This is a genomic window from Tundrisphaera macrotermitis, from assembly GCF_051175315.1.
Lineage (GTDB): Bacteria > Planctomycetota > Planctomycetia > Isosphaerales > Isosphaeraceae > Tundrisphaera.
On the sequence record NZ_CP195100.1, the window covers coordinates 87,996 to 105,130 of the forward strand.

General features: G+C 71.6%; 17 protein-coding genes. 6 read left to right on the plus strand and 11 right to left on the minus strand.

Going from position 1 to position 17,135, the window contains the following annotated elements:
* Positions 1–142 precede the first annotated feature (142 nt).
* A complete protein-coding gene (locus TA3x_RS00360; protein ID WP_435018127.1) occupies positions 143–1,258 on the minus strand; it encodes an acyltransferase family protein in 1,116 nt (371 codons plus the stop codon).
* A 635-nt stretch (positions 1,259–1,893) separates the two neighbouring features.
* Positions 1,894–2,232, minus strand: a complete 339-nt coding sequence (locus tag TA3x_RS00365; protein WP_435018128.1) for a hypothetical protein — start codon at positions 2,230–2,232, stop codon at positions 1,894–1,896.
* A gap of 272 nt (positions 2,233–2,504) precedes the next feature.
* Between TA3x_RS00365 and TA3x_RS00370 the strand changes: the two genes are divergently transcribed.
* Together TA3x_RS00370 and TA3x_RS00375 are read left to right on the plus strand one after the other, a co-directional pair.
* Entirely contained in the window at positions 2,505–4,331 is a 1,827-nt protein-coding gene (locus tag TA3x_RS00370) for a trypsin-like serine peptidase (RefSeq protein ID WP_435018129.1), read from the plus strand.
* Positions 4,332–4,447: 116 nt separating this feature from the next.
* The gene (locus tag TA3x_RS00375; protein WP_435018130.1) at positions 4,448–4,852 is read left to right on the plus strand and encodes a hypothetical protein; all 405 of its coding nucleotides are present in this window, start codon (positions 4,448–4,450) and stop codon (positions 4,850–4,852) included.
* Between the two features lie 25 nt (positions 4,853–4,877).
* Here the strand turns inward: TA3x_RS00375 and TA3x_RS00380 are convergent, their stop codons facing one another.
* The 6 genes from TA3x_RS00380 to TA3x_RS00405 all read right to left on the minus strand — a co-directional run bounded on the left by TA3x_RS00380 (position 4,878) and on the right by TA3x_RS00405 (position 8,296).
* On the minus strand, positions 4,878–5,309 hold the full coding sequence (locus tag TA3x_RS00380; protein ID WP_435018131.1) for a TIGR03067 domain-containing protein: 432 nt from the start codon (positions 5,307–5,309) through the stop codon (positions 4,878–4,880).
* A 125-nt stretch (positions 5,310–5,434) separates the two neighbouring features.
* Complete coding sequence (locus tag TA3x_RS00385; protein WP_435018132.1) at positions 5,435–5,689, minus strand: hypothetical protein; 255 nt, start codon at positions 5,687–5,689, stop codon at positions 5,435–5,437.
* Positions 5,690–5,948: 259 nt separating this feature from the next.
* Positions 5,949–6,386: a DUF4279 domain-containing protein gene (locus TA3x_RS00390; protein ID WP_435018133.1), complete on the minus strand. Its 438-nt coding sequence runs from the start codon at positions 6,384–6,386 to the stop codon at positions 5,949–5,951.
* Positions 6,387–6,407: 21 nt separating this feature from the next.
* Complete coding sequence (locus TA3x_RS00395) at positions 6,408–6,764, minus strand: hypothetical protein (protein WP_435018134.1); 357 nt, start codon at positions 6,762–6,764, stop codon at positions 6,408–6,410.
* A 25-nt stretch (positions 6,765–6,789) separates the two neighbouring features.
* Positions 6,790–7,953, minus strand: a complete 1,164-nt coding sequence (locus tag TA3x_RS00400; protein WP_435018135.1) for a cysteine desulfurase family protein — start codon at positions 7,951–7,953, stop codon at positions 6,790–6,792.
* A gap of 52 nt (positions 7,954–8,005) precedes the next feature.
* Entirely contained in the window at positions 8,006–8,296 is a 291-nt protein-coding gene (locus tag TA3x_RS00405) for a hypothetical protein (RefSeq protein WP_435018136.1), read from the minus strand.
* Between the two features lie 321 nt (positions 8,297–8,617).
* On the opposite strand from TA3x_RS00405, the gene TA3x_RS00410 reads away from it, so the two are divergent.
* Together TA3x_RS00410 and TA3x_RS00415 are read left to right on the plus strand one after the other, a co-directional pair.
* Positions 8,618–9,853: an anion transporter gene (locus TA3x_RS00410; RefSeq protein ID WP_435018137.1), complete on the plus strand. Its 1,236-nt coding sequence runs from the start codon at positions 8,618–8,620 to the stop codon at positions 9,851–9,853.
* A gap of 37 nt (positions 9,854–9,890) precedes the next feature.
* Positions 9,891–11,183, plus strand: a complete 1,293-nt coding sequence (locus TA3x_RS00415) for an MFS transporter (protein ID WP_435018138.1) — start codon at positions 9,891–9,893, stop codon at positions 11,181–11,183.
* Positions 11,184–11,207: 24 nt separating this feature from the next.
* On the opposite strand, the gene TA3x_RS00420 is transcribed toward TA3x_RS00415, so the two are convergent.
* Positions 11,208–13,517 carry a protein kinase family protein gene (locus tag TA3x_RS00420; protein WP_435018139.1) on the minus strand — a complete coding sequence of 770 codons (2,310 nt, stop codon included), beginning with the start codon at positions 13,515–13,517 and terminating at the stop codon, positions 11,208–11,210.
* 315 nt (positions 13,518–13,832) lie between these two features.
* Between TA3x_RS00420 and TA3x_RS00425 the strand changes: the two genes are divergently transcribed.
* Positions 13,833–14,735, plus strand: a complete 903-nt coding sequence (locus TA3x_RS00425; RefSeq protein ID WP_435018140.1) for a polysaccharide biosynthesis/export family protein — start codon at positions 13,833–13,835, stop codon at positions 14,733–14,735.
* 40 nt (positions 14,736–14,775) lie between these two features.
* On the opposite strand, the gene TA3x_RS00430 is transcribed toward TA3x_RS00425, so the two are convergent.
* Positions 14,776–15,186, minus strand: coding sequence for a hypothetical protein (locus TA3x_RS00430; RefSeq protein WP_435018141.1), 411 nt, complete (start codon positions 15,184–15,186; stop codon positions 14,776–14,778).
* Positions 15,187–15,335: 149 nt separating this feature from the next.
* Here TA3x_RS00430 and TA3x_RS00435 point away from each other — a divergent pair, with 149 nt between their 5' ends.
* Positions 15,336–16,685, plus strand: coding sequence for a hypothetical protein (locus tag TA3x_RS00435; protein ID WP_435018142.1), 1,350 nt, complete (start codon positions 15,336–15,338; stop codon positions 16,683–16,685).
* A gap of 4 nt (positions 16,686–16,689) precedes the next feature.
* Here TA3x_RS00435 and TA3x_RS00440 read toward each other — a convergent pair whose 3' ends face one another.
* Positions 16,690–17,118, minus strand: a complete 429-nt coding sequence (locus TA3x_RS00440) for a hypothetical protein (protein ID WP_435018143.1) — start codon at positions 17,116–17,118, stop codon at positions 16,690–16,692.
* Positions 17,119–17,135 lie beyond the last annotated feature (17 nt).

The following is a 17,135-nucleotide window of genomic DNA, read 5'->3' on the forward strand; positions in this document are numbered from 1 at the left end:
CGGGGCGGGGGCGCCCGGGGCGCCCGGATCATCCCGGGCCGATGCGGGCTGGCCCCTCGCCACCCGCCCGCGTCGGGGGGATGGCGAGCCCGTGTCGGTGACCCGCATCAGCACGGCATGGCGGGGCGGCCGATGCCCCGGATCACGATCGGAAACTTTTCCTCATCCTGGCGAACGGCTGCTCGATCAGCACGAAGATCGCGTAGGAGAGCACCAGGGAGAGTGCCAGGGACACGACGGCGGTCGCGACCTTGGGCAGCGGGGTGAACGCCCCGACCAGGATCAGGATGCTGAAGTGCAGCAGGTAGAGTGAGTAGGACAGGACTCCCAGGAACCGCACCCAGCGGAAATTCAGGGCCCGGAACAGGGGCGCGTCGGGGTGTCGGATCGCGGCGTCGAAGATCGGGATCAGGGCCAGCCCCTGGATCGAGTAGCGGAAGGTCTCGCGGAACCGCGGGTCGCGCACGACCAGGCTGAACAGCAGGGCCAGCAAGCCGCCGACGAACAGCAGGCGGCCCGACCGGCGCCCGCCGAGGCCGTAGCGGGGCGGATCCAGCACCGGGTTGCCCTGCAACGCCAGGATGCAGCCGAACAGGATCGAATCGGCCCGCGTGTCGGTCCCCTCGTAGGTCCGCGTCTCACCCGCCCCGAAGCCGTAGACCAGGAGGCATCGCCAGGCGAGGATCGCCCCGCACAGGGCCAGCAGGGTCATCGCCTGCGCCCGCCGGGATAGCCACTTCCGCAGCCCGAGATAGAGCGGGGGGAACAGGAGGTAGAAGTGCTCCTCGACGGCCAGCGACCAGGCCACCACCAGGCCGAGAGGGATGCCTTCCCTCCCGAACAGGATCAGGTAGTAGTTGGTCAACTGGAAGGCCTGCGCGAGGGTCGCGAGCGGCCGGAAGTCCGCCGGCGCGAAGAGCACCGTCGCCAGCGTCGACACGCCCAGCACCAGGTAGAACGGCGGGAAGATGCGGAGGCATCGCCGCGCGTAGAAGTGCTTCAAACTGACCGTGCCAGACCTGTCCGCCTCTCGCCTCATCAGGGTCGTGATGAGGTAGCCGCTGAGGAAGAAAAAGATCGTGACCCCGAGCCCACCGGGGACGATGTGCCCCCAGCCCGCGTGGCCGACGAACACCATGAGGAAGGCCACGGCCCTGATCCCATCCAGCGATGGTATGTAGAACGGGGACGGCGCGGCCCCCTCCGGCTGCCGCCTGGGCTCGGCCCGCACATCGTCCGGCCCGGCACCGATCGTCATGGGTTCCGCAGCCAGCGTCTCAGGTTGTCCCAGGGTCATGGATCAAATACCCCAAGCGGGTTGCATCGGGCCCCCCTCGAGGGCTGCTCCTCCCGTGCAACGGTCTCTTTCAAGTCATCCGGATGGGCCACGCATCGAACCGGGCGAGGCCCCGCATCCCGATGGACACGAGATCATGAGACGCTCTTGCGGCGTAATTTTCAAATGGAAATGATTCTCTTGCAGGGAAGCTGCGATGTCATGTTAAGCGTTGAGCGTCCTAAATGCAGGGAGGCTCGCCTCGATTTTAGGCTGGAAGCCCTTCGTGGTTTGTCCGGATCCCAGGGCTTGGTGCTCGATTTGTGTTCGGGTAAACGTGGAGGTTATTTTGTTAGGTTGGCCATGGTGGAGCCGTGGTTCTGCGGTTTCTAATTTGGCGTTTTCTGGGGCGTTGATTTCACGCAGCGCGAAGTCCCGATTCTTGACGGAGGCGGACTCGCGGCGGTGCCGGCCGGATCCTCGGGACGTGCAAGGCGTCCACGGGCATGGTCGGACCGCGCGAGGCTCGGTCCGATCGGTCCCGGCCCGCCCGCGCCATCCCGGCTTCGCGTCGGGATGGCACGAAAGGGCCGATCGGGGCGTCTCGGGGCGGGGTCTCAGGGCACCCGGTTGAACAATTCGCAGAGCAGGTCCCCCTCCGGGTCGTTGAGCCGGGTCCGCGCCTCCCCGTCCGCCGCGAACAATTCGAGCCGGCTTTCGGGGGTGCCGTGGTCGAGGGTGGAGAGCAGCGCGAACAGGCTCCCCTCGGCGACGTAGTCCATCAGCAGCCCCGCCGTCTCTCGCTGGTCGTCGGCCAGCCCCCGATACCAGCGGGAGAACTCCCCGAGGTGCCCCGGCGGATCGGCGACGGGCGGATAGCCCAGGTAGTCCCGGGTCGATGCGGACACGCTCCTCGCGATCCGCTTCATCTCGGCCACGAATTCCGGCGGGGTCATCCTCCACCTCCTGCGTTGTTGGCTTTTCGCCACCATCGGGCCGCCTCCGGCGCGGGGTGGCGGTCGATTCGCCATGATTTCCGAATTTTTGGAAGATACTCGGTTTAAACCATCCGGAAATCCAGAACATGTAGGGTGAATGGTCCGCGCGTCATGGGGATGATGGTGTTCGGGGAGGGGAAGAAGTGATCGATTCGGGGGCGAATTCCGAGGTCTGGTATGAGCCCGGCCGGCGCGTCGGGCCTGATTCGACGGTCCCGCCGGCATATACGATGAATGGCCGATTCCTGGCGCGGCCGGGGGGCCGCGTCCCCGCCTCTCTCGCGAAGTTCCATTCGACCTGGGCCGTCGAGACGGCGGCCGATCAGCTGGAATTGATTTTGGACGAAAGCGGGGCCCTGCTCCCCTTCCACTTCCTCCGGACCGGCGACCAGCGCGGGCGGGCGGTCGTCAAGCTGCTCCGGGGCGACGGGGGGGCGGGGACGGGGTTCCTGGTGGCCCCCGGCATCCTGCTGACCAACCACCACGTCCTGCCCGACGCGGCGAGCGCCGCCACGGCCACGGTCCACGGCAACTATGAGGCGGCCCCGCCGGGCCCGTCGCTCGGTCGGCCGACGTCGGTGCCGCTCGACCCGGAGGCCCTGTTCGTCACCAACTCGGACCTCGACTTCACCTTCTGCGGGGTCCGGGGGCTCGATGCGCTGGGGACCATCCGCCTGGACCGCAACAGCCAGAACATCTCGACCAACGAGACGGTCAACATCATCCAGCACCCCCGGGGCCGGCCCAAGGAGGTGGCCCTGCGCGACAACCGGGTGATCAAGGCCGACGGCGTGGTCCTGCACTACGCCTGCTCGACCGAGCCGGGCTCCTCGGGCAGCCCGGTCTTCAACAACGCCTGGGAGGCGGTGGCCATGCACCACGCCTCGGTGGTGGCCCACCACCCCGAAGGCCGCCGCGCCGAGGGGCTCATGGACGACGGCGTGACGCGCTACCTGAACGAGGGGATCCGGATCTCGGCCATCGCCCTGTGGCTGGAGACGGTGGAGGCCGAGCAGTCGCTGGGCCCCGAGGGGGCGGCGCGGCTCCGGGCGATCTTCGGCGGGATCGACCCCCAGGTCGGGTTCTTCGGCGCCCTCGGGCGGAAGTCCCACGGCAACGAGGCGCCGGAAGTCATCGCCGAGAGCTATCGCCGCGAGACCGACGACATCGACCTGGCCTTCTGGAACACCCGGGGGCTGGAGGCGACCTTCCGCGAGCGGATCTCCGACATCGGCCGGGTGGTCGCCGACATGGGGCTCGACGTCTGGTGCCTGGCCCACGCCGACGTCGTCTCGGTCGCCGCGCTGCGCGAGCACCTGGACTCCCACTACCAGCTCGACTACGAGTTCCTCCACGAGCCGGCCGGCCCCCACCCGTCGCTGATCCTCCTGTACCGCCGGTCCAAGGCGCTGGTGGTCGAGCGGAAGCCCTGGGACCTCGAAGGCCTCGCCACCGAGGGCCTCCCCCCCCTGATCTCGCTCCGGGTCATCACCCCGAGGCTGGGGGCCGTGGCGTTCCACCTCGTCCCGGTGGTCCGCGTGGTCGGGGACCAGTCCGTCGACGCCTACGCCGAGGCGATCCGCCGCTCGACCCGACACGCGCCCATCGAGGCCGACTGGATCGTGGTCGGCGAGACCGGCGTGCTGTTCGAGCCCGGGCGGCTCCAGGTGCTGGCCGATTGCGGCGGCGACCTCCTGGCCGCGGCCTCCGACCGCGACGGCTCGCTGGCGCTTCTGGCCGGCCCGCGGTCGCAGGTCCGGCGGGTGTTCGCCTCGGCCAACCTCCGGCCCGCCTTCGGCAACTCCGACGCCCTGGCCTTCCCGGGCGATCGCGAGATGCCCGCCCGGCTCCGCACCCTCGGCGGCCACCTGCCGATCGCCTTCCGGCTGTCGCTCGACGAGGATCCCCGCCCGAAGCCCCCGGCCGATCCCGGCCCGGCCCTGGTCGAGCCCCCGCCCCCCCAACGCCCCGAGGACGACGAGCTGGAGCGCCGGATCCGCGACATCCTCTCCCCCCTGCTCGCCCGGCTCATGAGCGAGATGCGATCCGCGACGTGAATGGGGGCGCACCGGCCCTTCGCCCTTCGTCCCTCGCCCGTCGCCCGCCCCGGCGGGCGGCGGTTATGATGGGGCGCCGTGGACCGGCCGGCATCCAACCCCAGGGAGTGCATCCGATGCGTCGCGCCCCGCTGTTCGGCCTCGCCTCGCTGCTGCTCGTCGTCCCCGCCCCGGCCTCGACCCAGGTCGCGCCCCCGCCCCTGTGCCGGGCCCTGATCACCGCCGCCGACGACTTCATCGTCGACGTCTACCACAACGGCGCGAAGATCCCCGACGACCGCCGCGAGCTGCTCGAAGAACTCCACGGGGCCACCGCCGACCGCTGGTCCGCCTGCGACGACCCCGCGCTGGTCGCCGCCTTCATCGCCGACCGCGACTTCCTCTCCGCCCGCCGCGCCCGCCCCATCGCCGTCCCCTGGTCCGACGGCGACTCGAAAATGGCCCACCACGCCGACGGCTGGTCCGGCCGCCCCCTCTGGGGCGAATCCCGCAACACCTGGATCAAGTACGTCGCCCGGTGATGTCCCTTCGCCGGGCGCGAGGGCCCTATTTGCCCTCGCGCTTCCAGACCGTGACCCCGATGAAGGTGTCGTCCGGTTCGATCTTCTCCGGCCGATTCGGCTTCATCTGCATGTAGGGGCGGCAGACGACCAGCTTGTCGCCCCGGAACTCGTAGAGGCACGGGGTGACCCGTTCTTTCCCGCCGATTTCGTCGATCAGGTCCAGGTGCTTGGGCGTCTTCGCGGGGTCGATCTTCACCTTGTACTTCTTCGATCCCTGCGTCGTCATCGTCCAGGCGTCGCCCTCGACGGTGAGGCGAAACGAACCCAACGATTCGGCCGGCGTCTTCTTGGGGCCGATCTGGATCGATTCCGGCACCCACTCCCCCTGGAGCTTGGCCAGGTCATCCTTCTCCGGCCCGTCCGCCGCGACCGACGCCACCGCCGCGAACAGGATGAGCCACCGAAGATGTTGCATGGGAACCACCCGGGTTTGGGGAATATTCAGATGTCCTGGGTTGGTTAATATAACAGGTGGTTGTCAGGAATGGTTCATTCTGCCTGAAGGCTGGCACTCCCCTGCAGACCCCGCTCTCTCGGTCGCTACTCGCCGCGTCGACCTCGGTTCCCCCGGAATTCGGATCTTTTGTGCAGGAGGACGAGGACCGACGGCAGGAAACACAGGGACGTCACCATCAGGCTGGATATGGCCAGGCCGGGCGCCTCCCTCCTCTCGAACGATGAAGGGTTGGGTTCGCTGCCAAGCCATTTGTAGAACCAGACTCCTGTATAGAAGGCACAATTCAGGCCGCAGAGGATCGAGAGGACCAGCAGCGAATAGCAGAATAATCGGATCATGCTTAAATTCATATTCCAGGATATTCCAAGGCGATGTCTCGGCTTATTTCCGTGCGGCGATAGCGTGCGTCCGACGAGACCAACGGAAGTGATCCGGTGCCGCGATGGCCATCACCCCACGATCGCGACGCCGGCGCCGTGGCTGGCGAGCCAACCAGTGACACCGGAACCGCGAGGAATTGCCGCCAAAAATTGAGGATACGTCCAGCCCGGTTCAATCCCGCCCGGCTCAATGGGACCGTGCCATCCCGGACGTCTCCTAATCCTCGTAGGGACCATAGAAGTCGAACCACAATTCGAGGTTGAGGTCGGCAAGCCTCCTCATCTGGGTCGGCGGTAGGGACGGGCCCCCATGCCCGCTCTGGGATGTCCAGAAGCAAGACACGTCCATCCGGCAGCCCTCCTCTTGCAGCGACCGGATCGCTGCAGCCTTCGGCTCCACGCGGTCGAGGATCCAGTCGATGTGGCGACGCGAATCCCGCGATTCGACCCGGCCCTTCGACCCGAGGAACCAGCCATTGATGGGGGTCACCCTGGTGATCCTGCCGCTTCCCCGATCCATCTCGCCGCGCCGCTGCCAACCGGTGGGCTCGATGCCGAGGCGATCGGTGACCGTGGCCGGGTCGATTTCACCGGGGTAGATTCGCAGTGTCGCGTAAGTGCTGTGGCACGTGGGATAGTCATCGTCGTAGGACATGGGAACTCCGGCGGGCCGGGCTCAGATGTAGATGCCGTCCGGCTCGATCGAGAACGACTCGTAACAGTCGTCATCGTCGAAGATGGTCAGCGAGAAGCCACCCTCGAAATGCAGGGTGAAGGAGGCCGGAGGGTCGATGTCGTAGCGTCGGACTGGCAGACCGATGAGCCTGTGGACGCGGTAGCCATCCCTCTCGTCGTGCTCCTGCATCCGGTCGATCATCCGGTCCGAGCCGTCGCAAAGTTCCCACCCGCGATGGACGCGGATGGTGCCGGCGTCCGGGAACACGAAGACGATCTCGAATCGGCCGATCTCGATCAGGGTGCAGGCTTCCCCGAGGAAGCGATCGAGGGGGAGGTCCGGCGGGACGCCGTGCATGAGGACACCTCCGGCGACGCGGGGTTCAGGCCGGGCGGGGAATGGGCGATCCGGCGATGCGGTCGACGGCGGCGGAGACGCGGAGGATGGCGGCGTCGATGTCGCCAACGGTGGTGGGGGCGCCCAGGCTGAAGCGGACCGACGAGCGGAGGCGGTCGGCCGGGACGCCCATGGCCAGCAGGCTCGGGGACGGCTCGGTGGCCCCGCTGGAGCAGGCGGAGCCCAGCGACGCGGCGATGCCGGCCAGGTCCAGGTGCATCAGGAGGGCGTCGCCGTCCAGGCCCGGGAAGCCGACGTTGAGCGTCTGCGGCAGGCGGTCGGCCGGGTCGACGGGGCCGTTGCGAATCACCCGGTCGGGGCCGAGGCGTTCCAGGAGGCCGGCTTCGAGCCGGTCGCGCAGCGCGGTCCAGCGGGCGATGCGGGCGTCGGCCTCGGCCTCCCAGCGGCGGAGCGCGGCCGCCAGGCCCACGGCCAGGGCCACGGCGGGCGTCCCCGGGCGGAGGCCCCCCTGCTGGCCTCCCCCGAACAGGCGGGGGGCGAGCTTGACCCCGCGCCGGATGAGCAGCAGGCCCACCCCGCCCGGCCCGTGGAACTTGTGGCCGCTGGCCGCCAGGGTGCTGACGCCCAGCGCGTGGAAGTCGACCGGGATCCGGCCCACGGCCTGCACCGCGTCGGTGTGCACCGGCACGCCCCGCTCGGCGGCCAGCGCCGCCAGCCGGGCGACGGGCTGCAACGCCCCGGTCTCGTTGTGGGCCAGGATCAGCGTGGCGAACCGGGTCCCGGGGCGGATCGCGGCGGCCATCGCGTCGGCGTCGGCCCGGCCCTGGCGGTCGACCGAGGGCCGGTCGACCGCGACCCCCTCACGTTCCAGATGGGCCATCGGGCCGGACACCGCCGGGTGCTCGATCGGCGAGGCGACCGCGTGGCGGGGGCCGTCCGCATCATCGCCGGCGAGGCCGAACAGGGCGAGGTTGCTGGCCTCGGTGCCGCCGGAGGTGAAGACGACCTCGTCGGGGAAGGCGTTCAGGATCCGGGCGACGGTCTCGCGGGCCTGCTCCAGCGCCCGGCGGGCCTGGCGGCCGGCCCCGTGGCGGCTCTCCGGGTTGCCGCCGGCCAGCCACGCGGAGCGCATGGCGTCCCACACCTCGGGGTCGAGCGGGGTCGTCGCGTTCTGGTCGAGGTCGATCATGGGGTGCGGGTCGATCGGGCCGGATTCCCCCGCCGGGGTGGGGGGATTCCGCTCAACGCCGGGGGTCTTCGGCCAGGCACGGCAGTTCGTTGTCGCGCCTCCCCTGCGCCAGCAGATACACCTGGACCGGGCCGACTTCCTCCTCTCCCGACAGGTGCAGCACCCGGCGCTGGCCTCGGGCGCGGTCGAGCAGGGCGTCGCGATGTTCGTCGCAGGCCAGCCCGTAGGTCTTCAACTCGCGGAGCGGGCCCGAGATCCACGCCGCCGCGACCTTGAATCGCGGGGTCGCGCGACATCCGGGCGTCGAACAATTCGAACGATAACAGAAGGCGGGCTCGTCCATGGCGTCCCCGTGGGAGGGGAGGATCGGCGGGGAGCCGCCCCGGACGTCCGGCGGCGGCCTGTGATTCGATCCTAACCCACCCGGGGGACTCGGGAAAGTGGAGACCCTTCGCAATCCCGACATCCGACCTTCACAACGCATTCATCCCATGCGATCGTGTTGGCCTCTGTGCCGCGTGGCCCCCGGTTTGCACTGGTTCGACGGCATCTCTCGAAGGCCGGCCCGGTCCCGATGCCCGGCCGGCCCCGTGACCATGGCGTCATCCCGGAGGCCGGCCCCCCGCGACGGGCCGGCCCCATCCCCACGCGACGGACCCCGAACGTGACACCCCCGCCGGCCCCATCGATCCCGCTGGTCTCCACCCTGTTCGGACTCACCTACCTGGCCCTGGCCCTGGGCAAGATCCCCGGGCTGCGGATCGACCGCGCCGGGATCGCCCTGGTCGGCGCGGCGGCGATGGTCGCCTGCGGCGTACTGGCGATGCCCGAGGCGACCCGGGCCATCGACCTCGACACGATCGTCCTCCTGTTCGGGATGATGGTGGTGGCCGCCTACCTGCGGCTCTCCGGCTTCTTCGCCCTGGCCACCGAGGCCATCGCCGATCGGTTCTCCGCCCCCTACACCCTGCTGGCGGTGACGATCGGGCTGTCCGGGGTGCTCTCGGCGTTCCTGGTCAACGACGTGGTGTGCGTGGCGCTCACGCCTCTGGTGCTCCAGATCTGCCAGCGTCTGGGGCGGCACCCGATCCCCTACCTGGTCGGCCTGGCCACGGCGTCCAACGTCGGGTCGGTGGCCACGATCACCGGCAACCCCCAGAACATCATCATCGGGTCGCTGTCGGGCATCTCCTACCTCCGGTTCGCCGAGAGGCTGGCGCCGGTGGCCCTGATCGGGCTGGTGCTGAACTTCCTGGTGGTGGCGCTGGTCTATCGCGGCCTGCTCGGCCGGGCGGTCGCGGACGATGCCCCGGCGGCGGCCCGGCCCCGGGTCCATCGCGGCCTCCTGATCAAGAGCGTGGCCGTGACTCTGGCCACGATCGCCCTGTTCTTCGCCGGCCGGCCGATCGCGGCGGTGGCGCTGGCGGCGGCGGCCGTGCTGATGCTGGGCCGGGTCCGCCCGGAGAAGGTGTACGAGTCGATCGACTGGCCGCTCCTGGTGATGTTCGCCGGCCTGTTCGTGGTGGTCCACGCCTTCGAGGTCCACGTCGTCCGCGGCTGGGGCCTGGAGCGGTGGCACGCCCTGCTCGAATCGCCGGTGGTGCTGGTCAGCGGTCTGTCGGTGCTGCTGTCCAACCTCGTTTCCAACGTCCCGGCGGTGCTCCTGTTCCGCCCCCTGATGGAGGTCATGCCCGACCGGGAGCGGGCGTGGCTGGCCCTGTCGATGTCCAGCACCCTGGCCGGCAACCTGACCGTGCTGGGCTCGGTCGCCAACCTGATCGTCGTCGAGAACGCCCGCCGGGCCGGGACCGACCTGGGGTTCGTCGAGTACCTCAAGGTCGGCGTCCCGCTCACGATCCTGACGACCCTGGTGGGCGTCGCCTGGCTGTCCTGGACCTGAAACCCGACCCTCTCCGAGTCCTCACGAAGGGACGACCATGACCCTGATCGATTCGCCGACCGCCCCGACCGCCGGGGGCAAGGCGCATACGCCGTCGAGCCTCAGCCTACGCTCGCTGGACGTGCTGAACTTCTTCCTGGCCGACGTCCGGGATGGGCTCGGGCCGTACCTGGCCATCTTCCTGACGTCCTCGCTCCACTGGACCCCGGAGCGGGTCGGCATCGCCATGGCCGCGATGCTGGTGGGGACCGTGGTCGCGCAAACCCCGGCCGGGGCGATGATCGACCGGATCCGCTGGAAGCGGTGGGCGGTCGCCGGCGGGGCGATCCTGGTCGCCCTGGGCTGCATCCTGATGATCACGATCCCCACCTTCCCGGTCATCGTCGGGGCGCAGGCCGCCGTGGGCGTGGCCTCGACGGTCTTCCCGGCCGCCATCGCGGCGCTCAGCCTGGGCATCGTCGGCCACGCCCGCATGGCCGCGCGGACCGGGCGGAACGAGGCGTTCAACCACGCCGGCAACGTGGCGGCGGCTACCCTGGCCGGGGCCTGCGGCTACTTCCTGGGCTACTGGAGCATCTTCTACCTGGTCGCCGCGATGGCCGTGGGCAGCTCGATCTCGGTCCTGATGATCCCCGAGTCGGACATCGACCACGACCTGGCCCGGGGCTCCGGCGACGAGGGCAAGGCGGGAGGGGCCCCCGGCGCCGGCGGGGACGAGGACTGGCCCCCGGCCCCCGAAGGGCTCGCGGCCCTGTTCGGCGACCGGCGGATCCTGATCTTCTCGGCCTCGGCGGTGCTGTTCCACTTCGCCAACGCGGCCATGCTGCCGCTGGTCGGCGAGAAGGTGACGCACGGGCTCGACCGCGGGGCCTCGGTCCTCATGTCCGCCTGCATCATCGCGGCCCAGCTGGTCATGATCCCGGTGGCCCTGTGGGCGAGCCGGCTGGCCGAGACCTGGGGGCGCAAGCCCGTCTTCCTGATCGCCCTGGCGGTGCTGCCGGTCCGGGGCGTGCTCTACACGTTCACCGCCAACCCCTACCTGCTGGTCGGCATCCAGCTGCTCGACGGCATCGGCGCGGGGGTCTTCGGCGTGGTGTCGGTGCTGGTCGTGGCCGACCTGACCCGGGGGACCGGCCGGTTCAACCTGACCCAGGGGGCGCTGGCCACCGCCACCGGGCTGGGCGCGGCGCTCAGCAACGTCCTGACCGGCTACGTGGTGAAGGCCGCCGGCTTCGACGCGGGGTTCCTCACCCTGGCCGCGATCGCCGCGGTCGGCCTCGGCTTCTTCGCCGCCCTGATGCCCGAGACCCGTCGGCAGGTCGGGACATAGCCGGGGCCGCCCGCCCGTCTTGCCTCACCGCACCTGGACCCGCCCGGCGAACGGCCAGGGCACGACCTTGCGGGCCGGGATCCGGGGCGTGGGCCGGGCGGCGGGGCCCGGGGCCGCCTGGCGGGGCGGTCCCCCGGAGGGCCGGACGGCGCCGGGCGGGCTCGGATCCGGGGCGGCCCGGTAGCTGGCCTCGCGGACGACGCCCGCGGGGCTCGCGGCGGGTGCGGGTGCGGGTGCGGTGCCCGCCAGCCGGACGCCCGGCCCGACCGGGGCCGGGGCGGATCGGGGCGGCGCCGCCGGGGGCGATGCCGGCGGGGCCTGGGGCGTCCTCGCCGCTGCCTCGCTCGCGGCGAGCCGGGCGAGGGCCTCGTCCCGCAGCGCGAAGGCGCGGGCATGCTTCGGGTCGATCTGGAGCGTCTCGGTGAGGTCGCCGATCGACCGGGCGAAGTCGCCCGACTTGTACCGCGACAGGCCGCGGAGGAACCGGGCGTCGGCGTCCCCGGGCCGGGCGCGGATCACCTCGCCGAAGTCGGCGATCGCCCGTTCATGGTCCCCCAGCGCGTCATACGCCCGCCCCCGCCAGGAGTAGGTCGGGATCGCGCCCGGGCGGGCCCGGATCACCTCGCCATAGTCGGCCACGGCGGCGCGGAGATCGCCCGAGCGATGGCGGGCGATGGCCCGCCCGAAGACGCTGGCGACGTGGCCGGGATCGAGCCGGATGGCCTCGTCGAAGGCGGCGATGGCCCCGGCGTACGATCGGCCCTCGACCAGGGCCCGGCCCCGGGCATAGGACGCCTCGGCCGGGCTGGCATCCGGCGCGGGCGACGGGGCCGGTGTGGATGGCCGGGCGATCGAGGCCAGCACCACGGAGGCCGTCCCGACCGGGGCGGCGGGCCCGGGCGGCGTCATGGGCAAGGGGGGGAGCGTGCCGGGCCGGCTCACGCCCATCGCGATCGGCCCTTCCAGGGCGATCTCGGCGTCGAAGGCCGGCGGGGGCACGGCCAGGCCCGGGGCGGCCGGATGGATCGCCAGTTCGGGGACCGGATCGGCCTCGCGGGCGACGGGCGGGGCCGGGTCGAGGGTCGGGCAGTGGGCCCTGGCGCCGGCCAGCGCGATCGTGGCCGCGGCCGCGGCGGCGAGCCGCCCCGCCCGTCGCGGGCGCCGTCGGGGCCCGGGCGGGGCCGCGGGGGACGACTCCGGGCCGGCCTCCACGGCCGGGATCGTCGGCAGGACCAGCGTCGGATGGGTGCCGGGGCCGGAAAGCGACGCCTCGAAGTCGTCCGGCGAACTCCCGGTGAACGGGAGGGGATCCCGGCCGGAATCGGGGCCGGAGACGCCCCGGCCCCACGCGGAGCCCGAGGTCCAGTCGACCGGGGGGAGGTCCCAGGAGTCGAGGCAGGACGCGCCGGCCATCGCGGCCACGTCGGCCGAGGCCGGGTCGTCGATCGATCCCCCCGGGTCGAGCAGGACGTCGGGGACGGCGTCCGGGGAGATCGCCAGGAGGGCCTCGACGAACGCCCGGCAGCCGGGCCAGCGGTCGCCGGGCGCCTTGGACAGCGCCCGCCCCACGACGGCCCGCTCGGGACCGGGCAGGCCGCCGAGGTCGGGGTCGCCGAACAGGTGCCCCGCCGTCACCGACGCGGCGCCGCCGTCGAACGGGAGCCGGCCGCCGCGGAGCTGGCAGTAGGTCACCGCCAGGCTGTACTGGTCGGACTGGCGCGAGGTCTCCCCCCGGAAGAACTCGGGCGGGGCGTAGGCGAACGTCCAGATCCCGGTGTGGCCGGCCACTTCCCGGTCCATGGCCCGCGCCATCCCCAGGTCGGCCACCTTGGCCCCGCCGCCGAACAGGAGGATGTTGGACGGCTTGAGGTCCCGGTGCTGGACCCCGTACCCGCCGCGCCCGTCGATCGTGTGGCGATAATCGTTGAGGTGGTCGATCCCCGCCGCGGCCCCGGCCATGTAGGCGAGCAGCTCCCCGCGCGGGATGCCCAGCAGGCCCCGGTGGTTGGCCTCCTGCTGGCGATCCCAGAGCGAGCGGTCGGCCAGCTCCATGCCGATGATCAGGGTGTCGTCGACCTGCCACGACCCGAAGTTGGCGAGCAGGTTGGGGTGGTGGATCCCCCGGACGAAGTCCAGCGCCCTCAGCTCGGCGGCGCGGGCGCGGGCCGACAGGTGGACGAACTTCAGGGCGACCAGGAATCCGCCCGGCGCCTCCGCCTCCCACACCTCGCCGAAGCCGCCCCGGCCCCGGCGACGGATGAGCCGATACCCGGGGATGGGCCGGTCCCCCTCGTGCATCGCGGCGTATCGGCAGTCGGCCAGGCTCGGTTGCATCGCGTACCCCGGGTCAAGCAACGGGCCCCCGCAGACTTCGCGGGGTGGGTTGCCTCGGCCGTCGAGGCAGGATGGGTGGGTTTGGGCCTCGGGAGTTCGATCGGCGTGGCCGCCCCGATGGGTGGACGCGTCATCACGGCATTATTCGCCGACGAGCGCCGTTTTGACAATATGCCAGGTCCACGGTGCTCCGGGGCCTGGCCCTCCGGGAGCATTTCCGATACCGGGCGCCCGCCCTTCCCGCCCGGCCCTCGGTTCGGTTAGCCTGCGACGTGGCGGTCGCGGCTTCCCACGGATCGACAACGGAGCGGCATCATGATCCCCCCTGCCTCGCGGACCCGGGCGCGTCGGGTGGCCTTCCTCGCGCTGGCCTCGTTCGGATTCGCGTCGAGCCTCCCCGGCGAGGAGCCGGCCCCCCAAGCGGACGCCCCCGCCGCCCCGGCCGAGATCAAGCCGCTGCCGCCGACGCCGATCCCCGACGACCCCCCGCCCCACCAGGGGGCCATGTTCGACCTGCCTTATGTGATCGAGCCGCCCGACATCATCGTGGTGGAAGTCCTGGAGGCCCTGCCCGGCCGGCCGATCACCGGCGAGCGCCTGGTCCGCCCGGACGGGACCATCTCGCTCGGGTTCTACGGCGATGTCCACGTCCGGGGCCTGACGCTGCCCCAGGCCAAGGCCAAGGTCATCGCCGCCCTGAACAAGCACCTGACCGACGAGATCCTCGGCCTCGCCGTCTTGTCCGAGCCGGAAGACGAGGACGACGAGCCCGCCCCGGACCGGGGCAAGGATCGGCCCCGCAGGCGTGGCAAGGGCAAGGGGAAGCGGCGCAAGGCCGCGACGGCCCCGCCCCTGAAGGTGCAGGCCGTGCCCCCGGAGGAATCCACCAAGGTCTCCATCGACATCGATTCCTACAATAGCAAGGTCTATTACATGGAGGGCGAGGTCGCGACGCCGGGCCGCCTGCCGTGCACCGGCAACGAGACGGTCCTGGACGCCATCCACTTCGCCGGCGGCCTCGGCGCCTCCCACGACCCGGAGAACATCCACCTCTACCGACCGGCCCGCGGCGCCGCCCCGGCCCGCATCTACCGGATCGACCTGATGCCGATCCTCCGGGGGGACGCCGCGCAGAATTACCAGATCTTCCCCGGCGACCGGATCGTGGTCGGCCGGAAGAAGGACCCGGCCCCCGAGGCCGAAGCCGCCGATCGCTGACCGGCGGCACCCTCCCCGGCGACGGCCGGCCCGGGCGGATTCAACGCCCCGATGCCGGCCCGCCGGATCCTCGACCCGGCCCGCCCGCGTCCCCGGGCCCGATGAGGCTCCAGGCGATGCAGTCCCTGGCGAGCCGGTTCAACTCGAACGCCCCCCACCATCCGTCCAGGTACCAGAGCGTCTTCCAGGCCCGCCGGCGCAACTCGCGGCGAGATAGGTCCGGCCGGCCGAGCGTGTGGCTGAGGTAGCGGGACAGGACGGCCGGCCGGCGGAGCAAATCGGCATAGCTGGGGTTGGCCTCCAACTGTTCGGCCCAGTCCGCCAGGTCGGCCCGCGCTCGCTCGCGCAGCCCATCGGGACGGGCCCGCAGGCCCCGGATGCCCAGGTAGGCGAGACACAGGGCCAGCCAGGCGAGGGCGGCGGCCAGAATCCACGCGATCACGAACATCATGTCGCGGCATCCTCGATTGGCGGCCCGGAGCATCCGGCCGGGAAGGTTGGACGGCCGGGGCTCGCCGGTCCGATGAAGAGGGTTGGCCGGGTCGCGCGGATGTTGCCGGCGCCGGGCGGTCGGGGTCGATTTCGCGGGGCGATCATACGATGAAGTTGAGCCTGGCCGGGATGGCCCTGCTGGCCCTGGCCGGCCTGGTGACGACGTCGGCCTGCCCGGCCCGGGCGCAGGATCCGCCGGGCCTGCCGACGACGGCGAATTCGCCCGGCCTTTCGCCGGTGCGTCAGGGCCTCCTCCGCTTGCCGCGGTCCCTGAGCGGCCGGATCCGCCAGACGTTCCCGCTCTCCAGTTTGTTCGTGCCGTATCCTGTCCGGTCGGCGTATGCGGGGCCGGGGACGCCCGCCAGCCGCCCGAGGCCGGGGAGCCGGTTCGACCCCGGGGCCGGGGGGCCGGGGATCAGCCAGTTCGGCGACGAGAACTTCCTGGCCGGGGCGCTCGACGTCCGGACCGGCTGGCCGTTCGTCCTGCTCGACCACTACCGCCCCCGCCCCGAACGGCTGGGTCAGGTCTGGATCGTCGAGACCCGCGACTGCCCGCAGGAGCTGGGCTCCGACCCCTGGCCGGCGCTGAAGATCCTCACCTTCGACGAGCAGGGCCGGAGCGTCCAGAAGACCCCGGCCGACCTCTTCGCCGCCGTCGCCGGGCGGCCGACCCTGGTCCAGGTCCAGGGGAACCTGACCACGCCCGACTCCGCCTTCGGCGGCCTGCTCTGGACCCATAGCTGGCTGCGGCACCACCATTCGCTCCCCCCGGACGCCGTGGTCATCGCCTTCGACTGGCCCAGCCAGCGGGTCTACGGCCAGGACCTCCGCGACATCAACGAGAAGGGGCGTCGGGCCTTCGTGGCCGCCCACCACCTGGCCGTCCTCCTGTCCGCCTTCCCGGCCACGAGCCGGGTCACTCTGCTCGGCCAGAGCTACGGCGGCCGCGTGGTCCCGTCGGCGCTCCACCTGCTGGGGGGCGGCGAATTGCACGGACGCAAGGGGGAGCCGACCGCCCGGCTGGCCGCCCGCCCCGACCTCCGCGTCCGGGCCGTGATCATCGGCGCCGCCAGCGACCGCCACTGGCTCGACCCCGGCGAGCGGCTCGACCGCGCGCTCCACGGCTGCGAGGGGCTGCTGAACCTCTACAACCGCAAGGACGAGGCCCTGCTGCTCTACCCGTCGCTGATCCGGGGGGATCACCATCGGGCCCTGGGCCGGGTCGGGCTGTCGAACGCCGACCTCGCGAAGCTCGGCCCCCTGGCCGCCCGCTATGCGGAGTACGACATCCACGACCACCTGGGCCCCGAGCACACCCTCCTGGATGCCGTGGCCAACCCCGACATCGCCCGCCGGATCGCCCCCTACGCCTGGGCCGGCGACCCCGGCCCCCAGCCGTCCCAGGCCGACACCCCCCCGCGCGTGGCGAGGGGGATCGGCGCCCGGACCCTCCGCTGACCCATCAGGCAACCCGGGGCCCCGCCGGCAGGAGCCGGCGTCGCGAGCGGATCTCCGCCCGCGCCCGTGCCTTCCAGCCGCCCCAGGCCAGCACCACGGCGCCGGCCACCGCCAGCCCCTCGACGCGATCGGCGGGCGAATCCGGCCCGTCCTCGGACGACTCCGCATCGGCCCCGACCAGCCCGAGCGCGGCGTCCCAGGCATCCAGGGCCATCGGCTCCCCCGCCTCGCCCGGGATGGACTCGGCGATCGGGGCCGGCGCCGGGGCCTCCTCGGCCTGCAACGATGGGGCGTCGATCGCCAGGGTCAAGCCGGACGCCACGCCGATCGGGGTGGCGATCAGCAATCGTCGAGCTTCCAACCCCTCGGCCCAGAGCATCGACCGCTGGCGGGCCCGGCGATGGGAGCGGGCCCGGCGTTCTCGCGCGTGCATGGAACCTCCTGACGACG

Bases quoted from the DNA above. Each gene is read 5' to 3' on its own strand.
- TA3x_RS00360 (WP_435018127.1), bottom strand. From the start codon at position 1,258: ATGACGATCGGTGCCGGGCCGGACGATGTGCGGGCCGAGCCCAGGCGG.
- TA3x_RS00365 (WP_435018128.1), bottom strand. From the start codon at position 2,232: ATGACCCCGCCGGAATTCGTGGCCGAGATGAAGCGGATCGCGAGGAGC.
- TA3x_RS00370 (WP_435018129.1), top strand. From the start codon at position 2,505: ATGAATGGCCGATTCCTGGCGCGGCCGGGGGGCCGCGTCCCCGCCTCT.
- TA3x_RS00375 (WP_435018130.1), top strand. From the start codon at position 4,448: ATGCGTCGCGCCCCGCTGTTCGGCCTCGCCTCGCTGCTGCTCGTCGTC.
- TA3x_RS00380 (WP_435018131.1), bottom strand. From the start codon at position 5,309: ATGCAACATCTTCGGTGGCTCATCCTGTTCGCGGCGGTGGCGTCGGTC.
- TA3x_RS00385 (WP_435018132.1), bottom strand. From the start codon at position 5,689: ATGATCCGATTATTCTGCTATTCGCTGCTGGTCCTCTCGATCCTCTGC.
- TA3x_RS00390 (WP_435018133.1), bottom strand. From the start codon at position 6,386: ATGTCCTACGACGATGACTATCCCACGTGCCACAGCACTTACGCGACA.
- TA3x_RS00395 (WP_435018134.1), bottom strand. From the start codon at position 6,764: ATGCACGGCGTCCCGCCGGACCTCCCCCTCGATCGCTTCCTCGGGGAA.
- TA3x_RS00400 (WP_435018135.1), bottom strand. From the start codon at position 7,953: ATGATCGACCTCGACCAGAACGCGACGACCCCGCTCGACCCCGAGGTG.
- TA3x_RS00405 (WP_435018136.1), bottom strand. From the start codon at position 8,296: ATGGACGAGCCCGCCTTCTGTTATCGTTCGAATTGTTCGACGCCCGGA.
- TA3x_RS00415 (WP_435018138.1), top strand. From the start codon at position 9,891: ATGACCCTGATCGATTCGCCGACCGCCCCGACCGCCGGGGGCAAGGCG.
- TA3x_RS00420 (WP_435018139.1), bottom strand. From the start codon at position 13,517: ATGCAACCGAGCCTGGCCGACTGCCGATACGCCGCGATGCACGAGGGG.
- TA3x_RS00425 (WP_435018140.1), top strand. From the start codon at position 13,833: ATGATCCCCCCTGCCTCGCGGACCCGGGCGCGTCGGGTGGCCTTCCTC.
- TA3x_RS00430 (WP_435018141.1), bottom strand. From the start codon at position 15,186: ATGATGTTCGTGATCGCGTGGATTCTGGCCGCCGCCCTCGCCTGGCTG.
- TA3x_RS00435 (WP_435018142.1), top strand. From the start codon at position 15,336: ATGAAGTTGAGCCTGGCCGGGATGGCCCTGCTGGCCCTGGCCGGCCTG.
- TA3x_RS00440 (WP_435018143.1), bottom strand. From the start codon at position 17,118: ATGCACGCGCGAGAACGCCGGGCCCGCTCCCATCGCCGGGCCCGCCAG.